Genomic DNA, 13,427 nt, shown 5'->3' on the forward strand with positions numbered 1-13,427 from the left:
TCTACACGCGGGCTCGTAGATCAGCGGCAGATCGCTTCCTTCGCAAGGAAGAGGCCCGGGGTTCAAATCCCCGCGAGTCCACTACACCCCGTCTTCTTCGCGAACTATCCGGTCAGTCCCGGGTATAGTCCCCGAGAAGCGTATTTGTGTCTCGCCGGGTAGTGCAACAAACCCCGTTGAGAATAGAAGGAATGCACGTCTACCGGTTGCCTCGCCCCGTCGTGCGGTTTTAGCGAGTGAAACGCGGGGGTGGCGGCCGTGAGCAGTCGGACCGGTTCGGGCCGAACTGACGTTGAAATTGCTGTCAGAAATCGCTCACAATACGCCAGGATGCTCCACCGACCGGACCCGGACACTGACGACCCGGAACCCGCTTGTCCGGTTTGCTACGACGATGACGCCGAGTACACGCGCGTTCAGGTCGCCGCCTACCGACCGCACTACGACCTGTGTGGCTATCCGCAGTGCTTCGGAGGTGAGCATCGCTCACTCCTTACGAGACCTCCGTGTGCCCATATTTACTGTCGCTCACAAGTTCATGGGGAAGCAAATCTGAACGTTCGAACGGGCATTTGAGCTTAGCAGACGTAGCCCGCGGGGGAGAGCGAAACAGCGAGTAGGACCGTCTTCCGTTCAAATCTTCCGCGATCATTCTCGCGGCCTTGTCGTGGGATAACGAAGCGAACGAAGATTAGAAGACAAGCAGAGTGAGTCTTCCGGTGTGTCCGGTACGCTACGAGACTGGGAAGATCCTTTCAGGCCATCAGCAGTGCCAGCCCGAACGTGATCGCGATGCCGATAGTGGCGATCGCGAACCCGGTCGCGACTTGGCCGGTGGTGTATTCACCCTGTGGGGCAGTGCTCCGTAGTGGCGGTTCCCGGGCGGGGGGTTGGGGTTCGGTCGGATCGTACTCGGGTCGTTGTTCGGCGTGGTCGTCGTTCATGCCCGGCGGTTCTCGGTGCTGGCACTTGCAACTATCGGATCCGACAATCACGGTTCAGCGTACTTCAAACTGGAGTCTCCGTCCGGCGACGAAAAGCGGTGCAGACCACTTTTGAGCGCCCGCACCGAAAGCGGAGCCAGATGACGCTCACGAAACGGATCATTCCCTGTATCGATGTTGATCTGGACGACGAGGGCAACGCAGCGGTCTACACCGGCGTGAACTTCGAGGACCTCCAGTACACTGGCGATCCCGTCGAGATGGCCAAGCGATACAACGAGGCCGGGGCCGACGAGTTCGTCTTTCTGGACATCACGGCAAGCGCCGAGGGGCGAGAGACGATGCTCGAAACTGTCGAAGCAGTCGCTGACGAGGTATTTATCCCGCTGACGGTCGGTGGCGGAATTCGGACTCGCGAGGACATCAAAGAGACGCTCCGGGCCGGGGCCGACAAGGTGTCGATCAATACCGGCGCGATCGAGAACCCGGATCTCATCGAGGAGGGAGCAACCGCCTTCGGGAATCAATGTATCGTTATCTCAGTCGACGCTCGCCGTCGGTACGACGAGGCGGGCGAGTACTACGAGCAGGTCGATGGCGAGTCGGTCTGGTTCGAGGCGACCGTCAAGGGCGGTCGCGAGGGGACCGGACTGGACGTCATCGAGTGGGCGAACGAGGCCGAGGAGCGTGGCGCGGGCGAATTGTTCGTCAACTCGATCGACGCCGACGGCACCAAGGATGGCTACGACATCCCGCTGACGCGGGCGGTCTGTGACGCCGTCGACACGCCGGTGATTGCCTCCTCGGGCTGTGGCGGCCCCGAAGACATGTACGAGGTGTTCACCGAGGCCGGCGCGGACGCCGGGCTAGCGGCCTCGATCTTTCACTTCGGGGAATATTCGATTGCCGAGACCAAGGAGTATCTGGACGAGCGTGGCGTTCCGGTCCGGCTGTGAGTGCTTCTCGTCCGGATGACTGGACGCGATCGGCTCACGCCGGTTCGAGACGGGAGAGTTTTGTCGCCGTAACACCGCGGTGAGAATATGAAGTGGCGCTGCCCGCAGTGCGGTAAACCGCACGAACGTAACGATCCGCCGTGTGAGAACTGCGGCCATCACTCCTTCGAGCGGGCAGTCGTCCCCGAGGCGCCGGAAGCCGATCACGACTCTTTCGTGTGGGCCTGCAGCGAGTGCGGACGCACCCACCAGCGGAACAATCCACCCTGCTCGCGCTGTGGTGCTGGAACCTTCGAGAAGCAACCCCTGGAGTACGAGGAGTTCGACACGTCCACCCGGGGATACCTGGGGTTGATCGGTCGGCAGGAACTCGCCGCGTTTGGGCTCTTGGTCGCGCTGATTGCAGTCGGCATCCTCGGCTTCATGGGCGTGATCTCGATCCCCGGACTAACGCCCCAGCAAGCGCCGACTGTCGAGAACGTGCCGGGCAACGCTACCGTGGCCGAAGGACTTTCCCTCGCCGACGTCGAGACGGCGTATCTGGAGGGGCTGAACGACCGTCGTGAAGCGGCGGGCAGTGCGATACTCGAACGGACGGACACGCTCGGGGCCGTCGCCACGTACTACAACCAGCGTCGGGTGAAGAGCGTCTCCGGGGCCGGTACGCGACCGACTGGTGAGGAACTCGGCGAGCGCTTCGACGTGCAATGTCGTGGCGCGATCTACGAATTGGGCCCCGTTCCGCTGGAGGGGGTATCCTCGGAGTCGTCGTCGGCGCTCGGCGACGCACTCGCGACCGAGGCGTTGGCGGGCGAGACCGACGCGTTCGGGAGTACGGCGACGCGGACGGGTGTCGACTTCCACTACGGGCCGGACGGTCGATTGTTCGTCACGCAGATCGTCTGCTGACCGTCGTCACTGTCCCGTCCGTCGGTCCGACGTAACTGGTCAATTCGTTTTCCAAACGGCGTCGAATGGAAACATCCATACCGACCTTCGGAAATATCTGCCTGAATGCCCCAGTTGTCTCACGAGCCGCTCGCGTACGAGGATCTGTCGCCCGACAGACGGCCCACGCTCGTGCAGGCGATGGTTCCGATCATCGTCATGTTGGTGTTGCTGTCGCTGTGGATGGTGGTGTTGCCGATCGAGGAGCCGAGCCCGCACATGCCACTGTTATGGAGTGGCGTATTCACCGGTTTGGTCGGCTGGCTCTGGTTCGACCGGAGCTGGGACGAACTCTATGACGGGATCGTCGACGGGCTTCGAATGGGCTTGCAGGCGATCTTGATCCTGATGATCGTCTATATGTTGATCGCCGCCTGGACCGCGGCGGGAACGATTCCGGCGTTGATCGTCTATGGTTTGGAGGTGCTCACGCCAGTGGTGTTTCTCCCTGTCGCGGCCGTGCTGGCCTTTGTGACCGCGTTCACCGTCGGCTCCTCGTGGACGACTGCGGGGACGCTCGGGGTGGCATTCATCGGGATTGGGACGGGGCTGGGCATCCCCAAGCCGATGACGGCGGGAGCCGTCCTCAGCGGAGCCTACACGGGCGACAAGATTTCGCCGCTGTCGGACACAACGAACCTCGCAGCGGCGGTGACCAACACCGACCTCATGGATCACGTCAGTGCCATGCGCATCGGAACGGGAGTCGCCTTTGGGATTGCGCTACTCGCGTACGTCGTCCTGGGATTGCACGCTGGCGGTGCGATCCCTGTCGATCGTCTTGAGACGATCATCGCCGCGCTCGAAGGTGCGTATGCGATCACGCCACTGTCGTTTCTCCCCGTTGTCGTCACGTTCGCGCTCGCTCTCAGAGGGTATCCGGCCATCCCGTCGTTACTCTCGGGTGTCTTCGTCGGTGCCGCGACTGCCGTCGCGGTCCAGGGGGCCTCGATGGTGACAGTCTGGCAGACGATCCACTTCGGGACCGACCCTGCGACGGGCGTCAAGGCGGTCGACGGCTTGCTCGCGGCCGACGGGTTGTCGGGAGCGATGTGGGTCATCTCGCTGGTGATGATCGCGCTGTCCCTTGGCGGCCTCTTCGAGCGGACGGGCGTTCTCGCGGTGCTCGCCCACGGACTCGAGCGAGCCATCAGCGGGGTCGCGAGTCTGACGATTGGGACCGCAATCTCGGCGTTTTCGATGAACGTCCTCGCGGCCGAACAGTACATGAGTCTCGTCGTGCCCGGTCTGACGCTTCGCAACCTCTACGACGAGTACGATCTCGATAGCTCGAACCTCTCGCGGGCGATCGAGGCGGCCGGGACGACGACGAGTGCCCTCGTCCCCTGGAGTACCGGTGGCATCTACATGGCTGGCGTCCTAGACGTCCCGACGGTCTCCTACGCGCCGTATTATCTGCTCGGCTTTCTCTCGCCGCTCGTGTTGGTCGTCATGGGCGTGACTGGTTGGGGCATCCGTCCGCTCGAGGAATCAGCAAGCGAGGACGACGCGACGGCCACAGCAGACCGGAACGTCGACGACCACTGACGCCCTTGATTACTGGATGGTTTCGAATCTATTCGACGCAACGAGAGTAGCCTCGCTTGTGATACGATCGAAACGTGAGAAACAGCCCTGACCCGGCGTCACGCGCCGAGGTCACGCTGCCGCATCGTAGGCCGTCTGGAAAGCGTTGACCTTCTCGATGACGCGTTCGGTCCCGGCTTCGAGGGCGTCTAGCGCATCGGTGTCCGTTTCGGTTTTGATCGTGAGGATCGGATCGGTCTGGCCGCCGGACTGTTCGGGATTCATGTCGTAGGTCGCGGCGGCGACCCCCTCCGTCTCCAGCAGCGCGCCCTTGAGCACGTTCATGAAGGTGTGATCCTCGCCAGCGATCTCGATCGACAGCGAGGTATCGTCCTTCTCGATGACCCGCAGTTCCATACACGTCTCTTCGGCTTCGCGCGCATCAACGTTACGTTACGCCGACGAACGCCGGCAGGACCTCTCTTCGGGGCGTCGAAACGGCTTGGTAAGGGTTAAACGTCGCCGACGGAAAGGGGGGTGTATGAGCGAGAGTCAACAGAAACGCACGCAGAAGTGTGTCTCCTGCGGGATCAACATCTCGGGGACGAACGCCGCCGCCTTCGACTGTCCGGACTGTGGCCACCGGATCTACCGGTGTCCGACCTGCCGTAAGCAGAGCACTCTCTATGAGTGCCCCGAGTGTGGCTTCACGGGCCCGTAACGACAGACACATAACCGCATACTGTAATCCACATCCATGGGAAAAGTAGCAGCCGCCATCAAGGTCATGCCGCAGAGTCCGGAGATCGACCTCGACGCGCTCCAAGAGCGCTTAGAGCAGTCCCTCCCCGAGGGCGCGAAGATCAATGGGTTCGAGCGTGACGATGTCGCATTCGGCCTCGTCGCTTTGCTCCCGACGGTGATCGTCCCCGACGAATCGGGTGGCACCGAAGCCGTCGAGGAAGCCTTCGAGGGCGTCGACGGCGTCGAGAGTGTCTCTGTCGCAGATGTCGGCCGCCTGTAGGGCCGGAACGCACGTTTTATAAGTCCAACCGGATTAGCGCATTCCAAGAATGCCCAGTTCGAACGGACCACTCGAAGGCACGCGCAACAAGCTCAGCAACGACCCCCGAGATCGCGGGACGTCCCCGCCGAACCGCGCCGTCCAAGAGTTCGAGGCCGGTCAGACGGTTCACCTCGCGATCGATCCGAGCGTCCCCGACGGGCGCTTCCATCCGCGCTTCTCCGGGCACACCGGCGAGGTCATCGGGAGCCAGGGTGGCGCCTACAAGGTACGGATCAACGACGGCGGCAACGAGAAGACGATTATCGTCAAGCCGGCCCACCTGCGCGAGCAGCAGGAGTAAACGGCTCATGACGATCTTCAAGGACAAACTCGAGGAGGAGTATCTTACCTTCCCCGAGGCCAAAGAACTCCTCGCGGACATCGAGGCCGAGCGGGCCGCCGACGAGGACCGAGAGATGCGCTACGAACTCACCCGGGCGATCGAACACGTCAATCGATTTACCGTCCTCGACATCGAGGAATCGAACGAGTTCGTCGAGGAACTGCTCGCCCTCGAGAAGGTCGACGAACCGACGGCCTACAAGATCGTCAATCTCCGCCCACAGGATCGGGACGAACTCCGCTCGATCTACGCCCAAGAGCGGTACACGCTCGACGGTGAGGAACTCGACGACATTCTCGATGTCGTCGCGAAGTACGTCTGATCGGTTGACAGTCCGTCTGGGGCTGTCCCTGCACGGCAAAGGACGCAGTGACCGCTTTTCGCGGTGCTGACTCGACAGCCCTGCCTGGGTTTAAGTATCCCCTCACCGTACCCGGTTGACATGAGCGACAGCCAGCCAGACCCGGACGCGGAGACGGCCGTCATTCTCGATCATCTCCCGCACGGCCGGTCAGACGACGACCGTCCCCAGTATCAGAAACAGCCCCTCGCGTACGCGGTGACGATCGACGACTTTCGGTTGGTCGAACTGACGCTGGTCGCGGACGCCGACCTCTCGATCGACGACACTGTTGACCTTGACGCCGATCTGATCGAGACCTCGCGGACGGTCGATTACGGTGATCTCTCTGGCGGTGCGCAGTCGGAACTGGCGTACGTCATTGAGGACGTCATCGAGGAGGAACAACAGCGGTTCGTCGACTTCTTCAACGACGCCCGCCCGATCACCACGCGATTGCACTCGCTGAACCTCCTGCCGGGGATTGGGAAGAAACTCCGTAATGCGATCCTTGACGAGCGCAAGCGCAAACCCTTCGAAAGTTTCGAGGAACTCACCGAACGGGTCGACGGTCTGCACAACCCCCGTGAGGTGCTCGCCGATCGCATCATGGAAGAGATCCGCGAGGACGACCTCAAGTACCGGACGTTCGCCCGGCGTGAGGAATGACCGACGACGAGACGCCGGCAGGGACGACGGTGGGCACGCGCGACCCGGACGCCCTCCTCTCGCGCGCGGGGGCGAGCGGCGATCCGGGCCGTGACCAGCACTTCCTCGTCGACGACCGCGTCCTCGATCGGATTCCGACCTATGCGACCGAGGCCGGGGTCGATCTCTCTCACGTCCTGGAGATCGGTGCCGGCAACGGCGCGCTCACCGATCGGCTACTCGCGGTTGCCGACCGCGTGACTGCTGTCGAACGCGATCCCGATCTGGCCGCGTTCCTCCGCGAGGAGTTTGCCGACGCGATCGCAGACGGTCACCTGACCGTCCTCGAAGGTGACGCCCTGGAGGTGGATCTGCCCGCGTACACGGCCTCGATCTCGAATCTACCCTACGGCGCATCCAGTGAGATCCTTTTCCGACTTCTCCCTGCGGGAAAGCCACTGATAGCGATGGTCCAGCGAGAGTTTGCCGACCGGATGGCCGCCGAACCCGGAGGCGACGATTACGGTCGGCTGTCAGTCACGGCCGGTCACTACGCCGACGTGGAACTCGTCGAGCCTGTCCCGCCGGAAGCCTTCTCGCCGCCGCCGGCCGTCGATAGCGCCGTCGTCCGGGCGTTGCCACGTGAGCCGGACTACACCGTTGCCGACGAGGCGTTCTTCCTGGGTTTCGTCAAGGCTGTGTTCACCCAGCGACGGAAGACGGTCCGGAACGGAATCCGGAACACGCCCCACATTTCCGGACTCGACGATCCCGACGCGGTCGTCGAGGCGGCCGACGAGAATCTACTGGCCAAACGCGCAGGCGATCTCTCACCGACTGAGTTCGCTGAACTGGCGCGTCTCGCGTCCGAAGTGGGATTCAGCGATGACTGACGACGGCGACAGTGAGGCGGAGACGGACGATGCAGACGAGACCGGTCGGCCAGCCCTCGCCGACCAGCGTGGCGTCGACTCGGTCTACGGGGCAAGCGAGGATTCCCATTTGCTCGCGGAAGCTGCCGCCGAGGGTGTCGAGCCGGGCGAGCGTGCGCTGGACGTCGGGACAGGCTCGGGGTACGTCGCGCGCGCACTCGCCGAGGCGGGTGCCGACGTGATCGGGACGGACCTGAATCCGGCCGCCTGTCGACAGGCCCACGAGGCCGGCATTCCGGCCGTGCGGGCGAACCTGCTCGATCCGATCCAGGCCGACGCGGTCGACGTGGTGGCGTTCAACCCGCCGTATCTACCGAGTGTCCCAGAGACGGAGTGGGGCGACTGGATGGAGACGGCCCTCTCGGGTGGCGAGGACGGCCGGGCGGCAGTCGATCCGTTCGTCGCGGACGTGGGTCGGGTCCTTCGTGACGATGGGCGGGCGTTCCTGCTGGTCAGCAGCCTCACGGGGATCGACGAGGTTCGAGGATACGCTGGGACCCAGGGACTCGATTCGTCGATCGTCGCCGAGGAGTCGTTCCCTTTCGAGCGGCTGGTCGTGTTGTGTCTTCAATATCGCCAGTAGTTGCCCCGCTGTGGGGCCAAACCGGCATCGAGTCTACAATCGTGGCGGATTCAGGACTGATGAGACAGCAGCTGCCTGCGAGCTGACGGTCGAGTCGGCCTGTGTGGTCAGATGGACGGGAATCCCGACGTCACGGAACTACTCGTCGGACTGAGCCTCGACGAACTCATACTGGTGGCTATAACATTTCGAAATGATCCGGCACGACGGTGTGCCGGATATCTTTACGAACTTATAGCCACCAGTATCAGCATGAGTGCCGTACCGGTGGCCGCGGTACAGCAGCAGGTGACAGAGATGGACCTGGATACGACAGCGGACCTCCCGGCAGCGGTCCTGGCTTGCGAGACGTGGGCGGCGTTCGGAACCTGCTGGAATCGACATTCGCCGTTCCTGGGCATGGCGTCCCACAGCCTTCTCTTATGACCGGTCGTCTGTACCCATGGCTGGACGGTCCGAAACGTGAGCCAGATTTTACCTGTCATCCACTCACAGCACGGATTTCTACGCCGCTCGGCCTGTGGATTCAAACACGAAAGTACCCGACTCAGAGCTTCGCTATCTCGCGAGCGGCTTCGGCTTGCTCGCGGACAGAATCGACCGTGGCCTTCGGACTGGTCGCAGCGACAGCGGCGTTGACTGCCCCTTCCAGTACCGGCGCATCCGCGATCACTGCATCGACATCACTGGTTTCGACAGCGACTTCGGCGTTCATCACTGCACTCCCGAGGTCAACCAGGACGACGACCCCATCCCCACTGTCGGCTGCTTCTAACGCGGCTTCGATGTCGTCGGCGACAGTACCAAACCCACCATGACCGTCGCCGCCGACCGGTTCGATGTGGGTGTCACCACCCATTTCGCTCGCAACCTCGGCAATTCCCTCGGCGGCGCGCTGGCTGTGTGAGACGACGACGAGTCCAACCATTATTCTTCCGCTGGTTCTGCATCCGGGATTGTCGGTGACGTGGCGTCCACGTCAGGAATCTCGGCGTCCATCTTGTCGGCGGCCGTTTCCAGGAGTGTCTCTAAGATGAACAGCGTACTCGTCGCCCCCGGATCTTGGTGGCCGACTGACCGCCAGCCGAGATACGATGCCCGTCCCTTGTTCGCGCGGATGGCCACGGTGAAGTCAACGCCTCGTTCGGCCGCATCGACGGCTTTGGCGAGCGCCTCGAGTATCGGCAGGTCGTCGGTTTCGACGGATTTTTTGAACGTGTGGACCGCCGGCGTCAGTGCGTCGACCATCGTCTGGTCGCCCACGTTTGCGTCACCGCGGTCTTTGAGCTTTTCGAGGTACGTCTCGGCGAACGCGACGACACTCTCCTCGGTGAGTCCATCTTCGAGTTCTGGACTGGCGAACACGAGGGACCCACCGTACAGTGGGCCCGCCGCGCCGCCGACTTCTCCCAGGACGGTTTTCCCGGCCGTCTTGACGACCTCCTCTGGGGTGGGATCTTCGAGATCCCTGACTGTATTGGCAGCCTCGGCCCAGCCTCTGGCCATGTTACCACCGTGGTCTGCGTCGCCGATGGCGGAGTCGAGTTCGGTTAGGTAGTCGCGTTCCTCTTCGAGGCGCTCGGCGATATTCTCGATGACGGCGACGACCGCTTGCCCATTCGCGCTCATTGGACTGTCAGTGCCGGTGTATCGGCAGGCGCCGAGAGCAACGCTTTCAGTTCGTCGTCGACGGCGGCCACCGTAATCGAAACTCCTTCCATGTCCAGGGAGGTCATGTAATCGCCGACCCACGCGTCCCACATTTCGAGGCCCTCGTCCTCGAGCAGTTCCTGCAGCCGATTGTTGACCACGAACAGTTCCATCAACGGCGTGCCGCCCATGCCGTTGACGATGGTGATGACCTCCTGGCCGGCATCGAGGTCGAGATCATCGAGAACCGTCTCGGTCAGTTCCTCGGTGATTGGGTCGGCTTCCATGACATCGGTCCGCTCCGTTCCCGGTTCGCCGTGGATACCGATGCCGAGTTCGATTTCGTCGTCACCGAGATCGAACGTCGGTTCGCCTTTCTCCGGCGTGATACACGAGGTGAGAGCCATACCCATCGTCCCGACGTTGTCGATGACTTTCTGGGCGACTCGCTGGACTTCCTCCAGATCGGCACCCTCGGCGGCTTTCGCGCCCGCTGCCTTGTGGACGAGGATGGTCCCACAGACACCCCGGCGCCCGGAAGTGTACAGTGAGTCATCGACGGCGACGTCGTCGTTGACGACGACCGTCTCGACTTCGACCCCTTCCATCTCGACCATCTCGATAGCCGTTTCGAAGTTCATTACGTCGCCCTCGTAGTTTTTGACAACTGCGAGGACCCCTTCGCCACTGTCAGTGGTGGTGATCAATTTTTCAAACTCGTCGGCGGTCGGCGAGGAGAACACGTCACCTGCAGCCGCGCCATCGAGCATACCGTCACCAATGTATCCACCGTGAGTCGGTTCGTGTCCGCTGCCGCCACCACTGACGACGCCGACTTTGTCTTCTACGGGTGCGTCATCTCGGACTAAAACTTGTGTATCCGACAGTCGTCGTAGTTCTTCGGGGTAGGCACGTACCATCCCATCGAGCATTTCGTCGACGACGTCATCGGGATCGTTGATTAGTTTCTTCATACTCCCTTCGAACAATGGATACTACACGACAAAAAATTATTTATATAAATTATACACGATTAAAGGTAGGCGGGAATGCTGGATACCGGAGGTACCGTCAGTCGAGGTCCCCTTGTTGTCCTTTATGCTCGATCTAGGGTCCAATTTAACGAGGACAATCGGGCCATACGGATTTGCCGATCGAGTACTACCGCTGAAATTCTTCGAGATACGTGGATATTGCCCACGGAGGATACTGGCGGTTTCCGTTGTTATTACACGATACAACTGCACGCTACCCGAAAGCCCACTCACGGAGAACGGCTGTGTACCCAATCGCCCTACCGAGAATCAATTGATACGCTCTCAGTATCATCCAGAGCGCAACTCGAACTCGATCCGCTCGACGGCAGCCCCTTTCGAGAGTCGATTGGTGATTTCGATCTGTCCAATCGCACCCGTTCGGTCGACGTGGGTGCCACCGCAGGGACACATGTCGAAGTCGCCGATCTCGACGACCCGCAACTCCCCGACGTGATCGGGCAATAGATCGAGATTCGATCTACCCTCGGCGACATTTGCCTCGACTCTCTCACGCGGTCGTTCGCCTTTCGTGACCGGCAGATCACGCTCGATAATCTCGTTTGTCCGCTCTTCGATCGCTTCGAGATCCTCGTCGTCGAAGTCCGCGGGTTCGAAGTCGATCCGCGAGAAGTCGGCGTGGATCTGGTTGCCCGCTGTCGTCGCGTCGTATTCTTCGAGGACGACCCGCGAGAGAACGTGCTGGGCGGTGTGCATGCGTCGGTGTGCCTCTCGGCGCTCCTCGTCGATGTGTCCCGTGACGGTCTCGCCGTTCGCTGGGAGATCACCTGCAACATCGTCGATCTCGTGGTGGATCTCGCCGTGGTCCTTTCGAACGTCGACGACCGCCGCGCTACCGTCGTTCCATTCGAGTGTGCCACGGTCGGCCGGCTGACCGCCGCCTTCGGGATAGAAGTACGTTCCCTCGAGGACGATTGCGTCCTCACTCGCCTCGAGGACGGTCGCCTCGAATTCGGTCACGTCGTCGGCGTCGGGCAGGTACAACAGATCAGCCATGGAGACTCATTCGTGAGTTGGCCCTACAAACGTTCCCGTGGGCGGGCCGGCCTCGGTGGTCCCGCCGGATTCTCACGCGCCGGGAGTCCACCCCGGGACATGAATAGGAAGCCGTCCAATGACCGCCCACCATGGGTTTACGAGCCTTTCTGCAGGCAGAAGACCAGACGACGCTCACCGAACCGGTCGACCCCCGATTCGAACTTCCGGCACTGGCCGTTCAAGCGGAGCGCCAGCCGACCGTCTTCGAGTCCGTCGACGGGTATCCGGACGTCCGTGCGGTCGCCAATACGCTCGGCTCTCGCGAGATGATCGGTCGGGCGCTGGATGTTGCGGCCTCCGATATCGTCGACGCGATGGGATCGGCGATGGACGACCCGCTGGCCGTCGAGGAGACGGCCGAGGCGTCCTTCGAGCACGTTGGGAGCGACCCGGCCATCGACGAGCACGTGCCGATCCCGGTATTCTACGACGAGCACGAACGCCAGTACTTCGCCTCGTCGGTCGTGATCGCTGAAGACCCCGAGACTGGCGTGACCAACTGTTCGTTCCATCGGATGATGTTCGACGAGGGTAACCGACTCGTCATGCGATTGGTCGAGCGCCATCTCCACGATATGTATTCGCGTACGGAGGAAGGTCTCGACGTTGCGATCGTGATGGGCGTCCATCCCGCGGTCGAACTCGCTGCTGCGACCTCCTTTGCGCCCGAGAAGAGCGAACTCGCGCTGGCAAATCGCCTGCTCGACGGCGATCTGACGACCGCCGACGCCGATGGCATCGACGTACCGGCCGACGCCGAGATCGTCATGCGGGCGACGATCACTGACGAACGAGCCGAGGAAGGGCCGTTCGTCGATCTCTCGCGGACCTGGGATCGGACTCGACAGCAGCCCGTCGTGACGGTCGACGATCTCTACATGCGGCCCGATCCCTACGCCCGGATCATCGTCCCCGGGCGGACCGAACACGCCCACCTGATGGGGATCCCACAGGAACCCCGGATCTACCGGATCGTCGAGAACACCGTCCCGACGGTCGAGAACGTCGTGCTGACGCCGGGCGGGTGCTCGTGGCTGCACGGCGTCGTCCAGATCGAAAAGCGCAGCGAGGGCGATCCCAAGAACGCCGGAATGGCCGCGCTCGCGGGTCATCCCTCGATGAAGAAAGTCACCGTCGTCGACAGCGACATCGACGCCGCCGATCCGGCGGCCGTCGAGTGGGCGACGGCGACACGCATGCAACCCGACGAGGACATTACGGTCATCGAGAACGCCAAGGGGTCCTCACTCGACCCCTCACAGGACTACGACCGCGGGACACTCGCGAAGTGGATCGTCGACGCGACTGTGCCCGGCGACCGGGACCGCGCGGACTTCGCCGAGGTGACCGTACCCGGTGCCGAGGAGATCGACCTCGCGGACTACCAGTAATACACC

At 62.2% G+C, this 13,427-nt stretch carries 18 protein-coding genes and 1 tRNA gene; 13 read left to right on the forward strand and 6 right to left on the reverse strand.

What is annotated here, in order from left to right; all coding sequences use genetic code 11:
• Positions 1–9: 9 nt before the first annotated feature.
• Positions 10–81: transfer RNA gene (locus tag BN2694_RS12295), tRNA-Ala, on the forward strand.
• Between the two features lie 674 nt (positions 82–755).
• Here BN2694_RS12295 and BN2694_RS12305 read toward each other — a convergent pair.
• Positions 756–944, reverse strand: coding sequence for a DUF7550 family protein (locus BN2694_RS12305; protein ID WP_135665927.1), 189 nt, complete (start codon positions 942–944; stop codon positions 756–758).
• A gap of 140 nt (positions 945–1,084) precedes the next feature.
• On the opposite strand from BN2694_RS12305, the gene hisF reads away from it, so the two are divergent.
• From hisF to arcD, 3 genes are all read left to right on the forward strand, one after another.
• The gene (gene hisF / locus BN2694_RS12310) at positions 1,085–1,900 is read left to right on the forward strand and encodes an imidazole glycerol phosphate synthase subunit HisF (protein ID WP_135665929.1); all 816 of its coding nucleotides are present in this window, start codon (positions 1,085–1,087) and stop codon (positions 1,898–1,900) included.
• An 87-nt stretch (positions 1,901–1,987) separates the two neighbouring features.
• A complete protein-coding gene (locus tag BN2694_RS12315; RefSeq protein WP_135665931.1) occupies positions 1,988–2,809 on the forward strand; it encodes a hypothetical protein in 822 nt (273 codons plus the stop codon).
• Between the two features lie 105 nt (positions 2,810–2,914).
• On the forward strand, positions 2,915–4,396 hold the full coding sequence (arcD, locus tag BN2694_RS12320; RefSeq protein WP_135665933.1) for an arginine/ornithine antiporter ArcD: 1,482 nt from the start codon (positions 2,915–2,917) through the stop codon (positions 4,394–4,396).
• A 111-nt stretch (positions 4,397–4,507) separates the two neighbouring features.
• On the opposite strand, the gene BN2694_RS12325 is transcribed toward arcD, so the two are convergent.
• Positions 4,508–4,792: a DNA-directed RNA polymerase subunit L gene (locus BN2694_RS12325; RefSeq protein WP_135665935.1), complete on the reverse strand. Its 285-nt coding sequence runs from the start codon at positions 4,790–4,792 to the stop codon at positions 4,508–4,510.
• Between the two features lie 124 nt (positions 4,793–4,916).
• Here BN2694_RS12325 and BN2694_RS12330 point away from each other — a divergent pair, with 124 nt between their 5' ends.
• The 8 genes from BN2694_RS12330 to BN2694_RS17180 all read left to right on the forward strand — a co-directional run bounded on the left by BN2694_RS12330 (position 4,917) and on the right by BN2694_RS17180 (position 8,713).
• A complete protein-coding gene (locus tag BN2694_RS12330) occupies positions 4,917–5,096 on the forward strand; it encodes an HVO_2753 family zinc finger protein (RefSeq protein ID WP_135665937.1) in 180 nt (59 codons plus the stop codon).
• 36 nt (positions 5,097–5,132) lie between these two features.
• Positions 5,133–5,399 carry an elongation factor 1-beta gene (locus BN2694_RS12335; protein ID WP_135665939.1) on the forward strand — a complete coding sequence of 89 codons (267 nt, stop codon included), beginning with the start codon at positions 5,133–5,135 and terminating at the stop codon, positions 5,397–5,399.
• Positions 5,400–5,448: 49 nt separating this feature from the next.
• Positions 5,449–5,742 carry a 50S ribosomal protein L21e gene (locus tag BN2694_RS12340; RefSeq protein ID WP_135665941.1) on the forward strand — a complete coding sequence of 98 codons (294 nt, stop codon included), beginning with the start codon at positions 5,449–5,451 and terminating at the stop codon, positions 5,740–5,742.
• Between the two features lie 7 nt (positions 5,743–5,749).
• Positions 5,750–6,106 carry an RNA polymerase Rpb4 family protein gene (locus BN2694_RS12345; protein WP_135665943.1) on the forward strand — a complete coding sequence of 119 codons (357 nt, stop codon included), beginning with the start codon at positions 5,750–5,752 and terminating at the stop codon, positions 6,104–6,106.
• A gap of 120 nt (positions 6,107–6,226) precedes the next feature.
• Entirely contained in the window at positions 6,227–6,793 is a 567-nt protein-coding gene (locus BN2694_RS12350) for a DUF655 domain-containing protein (RefSeq protein WP_135665945.1), read from the forward strand.
• A complete protein-coding gene (locus BN2694_RS12355) occupies positions 6,790–7,665 on the forward strand; it encodes a 16S ribosomal RNA methyltransferase A (RefSeq protein WP_135665947.1) in 876 nt (291 codons plus the stop codon). The genes BN2694_RS12350 and BN2694_RS12355 overlap by 4 nt, the downstream gene beginning before the upstream one ends.
• Complete coding sequence (locus tag BN2694_RS12360; protein ID WP_135665950.1) at positions 7,658–8,287, forward strand: HemK2/MTQ2 family protein methyltransferase; 630 nt, start codon at positions 7,658–7,660, stop codon at positions 8,285–8,287. Before BN2694_RS12355 ends, BN2694_RS12360 begins: the two co-directional genes overlap by 8 nt.
• A 252-nt stretch (positions 8,288–8,539) precedes the next feature.
• Positions 8,540–8,713, forward strand: coding sequence for a hypothetical protein (locus tag BN2694_RS17180; protein WP_167880029.1), 174 nt, complete (start codon positions 8,540–8,542; stop codon positions 8,711–8,713).
• A gap of 121 nt (positions 8,714–8,834) precedes the next feature.
• Here the strand turns inward: BN2694_RS17180 and dhaM are convergent, their stop codons facing one another.
• The 4 genes from dhaM to BN2694_RS12380 form a co-directional block, all read right to left on the reverse strand.
• Entirely contained in the window at positions 8,835–9,215 is a 381-nt protein-coding gene (gene dhaM / locus BN2694_RS12365) for a dihydroxyacetone kinase phosphoryl donor subunit DhaM (RefSeq protein WP_135665952.1), read from the reverse strand.
• Complete coding sequence (gene dhaL / locus BN2694_RS12370) at positions 9,215–9,916, reverse strand: dihydroxyacetone kinase subunit DhaL (protein ID WP_135665954.1); 702 nt, start codon at positions 9,914–9,916, stop codon at positions 9,215–9,217. Before dhaL ends, dhaM begins: the two co-directional genes overlap by 1 nt.
• Positions 9,913–10,911 carry a dihydroxyacetone kinase subunit DhaK gene (gene dhaK / locus BN2694_RS12375; RefSeq protein WP_135665956.1) on the reverse strand — a complete coding sequence of 333 codons (999 nt, stop codon included), beginning with the start codon at positions 10,909–10,911 and terminating at the stop codon, positions 9,913–9,915. The genes dhaL and dhaK overlap by 4 nt, the downstream gene beginning before the upstream one ends.
• Before the next feature lie 351 nt (positions 10,912–11,262).
• The gene (locus BN2694_RS12380; RefSeq protein ID WP_135665958.1) at positions 11,263–11,988 is read right to left on the reverse strand and encodes an alanyl-tRNA editing protein; all 726 of its coding nucleotides are present in this window, start codon (positions 11,986–11,988) and stop codon (positions 11,263–11,265) included.
• Between the two features lie 131 nt (positions 11,989–12,119).
• Between BN2694_RS12380 and BN2694_RS12385 the strand changes: the two genes are divergently transcribed.
• On the forward strand, positions 12,120–13,421 hold the full coding sequence (locus BN2694_RS12385; protein WP_135665959.1) for a UbiD family decarboxylase: 1,302 nt from the start codon (positions 12,120–12,122) through the stop codon (positions 13,419–13,421).
• Positions 13,422–13,427: the final 6 nt, after the last annotated feature.

The organism is Halorhabdus rudnickae, assembly GCF_900880625.1.
Classification (GTDB): Archaea; Halobacteriota; Halobacteria; order Halobacteriales; family Haloarculaceae; genus Halorhabdus; species Halorhabdus rudnickae.

Coding starts and splice junctions, on each gene's coding strand:
- BN2694_RS12305 (WP_135665927.1), bottom strand. CDS start 944: ATGAACGACGACCACGCCGAACAACGACCCGAGTACGATCCGACCGAA.
- hisF (WP_135665929.1), top strand. CDS start 1,085: ATGACGCTCACGAAACGGATCATTCCCTGTATCGATGTTGATCTGGAC.
- BN2694_RS12315 (WP_135665931.1), top strand. CDS start 1,988: ATGAAGTGGCGCTGCCCGCAGTGCGGTAAACCGCACGAACGTAACGAT.
- arcD (WP_135665933.1), top strand. CDS start 2,915: ATGCCCCAGTTGTCTCACGAGCCGCTCGCGTACGAGGATCTGTCGCCC.
- BN2694_RS12325 (WP_135665935.1), bottom strand. CDS start 4,792: ATGGAACTGCGGGTCATCGAGAAGGACGATACCTCGCTGTCGATCGAG.
- BN2694_RS12330 (WP_135665937.1), top strand. CDS start 4,917: ATGAGCGAGAGTCAACAGAAACGCACGCAGAAGTGTGTCTCCTGCGGG.
- BN2694_RS12335 (WP_135665939.1), top strand. CDS start 5,133: ATGGGAAAAGTAGCAGCCGCCATCAAGGTCATGCCGCAGAGTCCGGAG.
- BN2694_RS12340 (WP_135665941.1), top strand. CDS start 5,449: ATGCCCAGTTCGAACGGACCACTCGAAGGCACGCGCAACAAGCTCAGC.
- BN2694_RS12345 (WP_135665943.1), top strand. CDS start 5,750: ATGACGATCTTCAAGGACAAACTCGAGGAGGAGTATCTTACCTTCCCC.
- BN2694_RS12350 (WP_135665945.1), top strand. CDS start 6,227: ATGAGCGACAGCCAGCCAGACCCGGACGCGGAGACGGCCGTCATTCTC.
- BN2694_RS12355 (WP_135665947.1), top strand. CDS start 6,790: ATGACCGACGACGAGACGCCGGCAGGGACGACGGTGGGCACGCGCGAC.
- BN2694_RS12360 (WP_135665950.1), top strand. CDS start 7,658: ATGACTGACGACGGCGACAGTGAGGCGGAGACGGACGATGCAGACGAG.
- BN2694_RS17180 (WP_167880029.1), top strand. CDS start 8,540: ATGAGTGCCGTACCGGTGGCCGCGGTACAGCAGCAGGTGACAGAGATG.
- dhaM (WP_135665952.1), bottom strand. CDS start 9,215: ATGGTTGGACTCGTCGTCGTCTCACACAGCCAGCGCGCCGCCGAGGGA.
- dhaL (WP_135665954.1), bottom strand. CDS start 9,916: ATGAGCGCGAATGGGCAAGCGGTCGTCGCCGTCATCGAGAATATCGCC.
- dhaK (WP_135665956.1), bottom strand. CDS start 10,911: ATGAAGAAACTAATCAACGATCCCGATGACGTCGTCGACGAAATGCTC.
- BN2694_RS12380 (WP_135665958.1), bottom strand. CDS start 11,988: ATGGCTGATCTGTTGTACCTGCCCGACGCCGACGACGTGACCGAATTC.
- BN2694_RS12385 (WP_135665959.1), top strand. CDS start 12,120: ATGGGTTTACGAGCCTTTCTGCAGGCAGAAGACCAGACGACGCTCACC.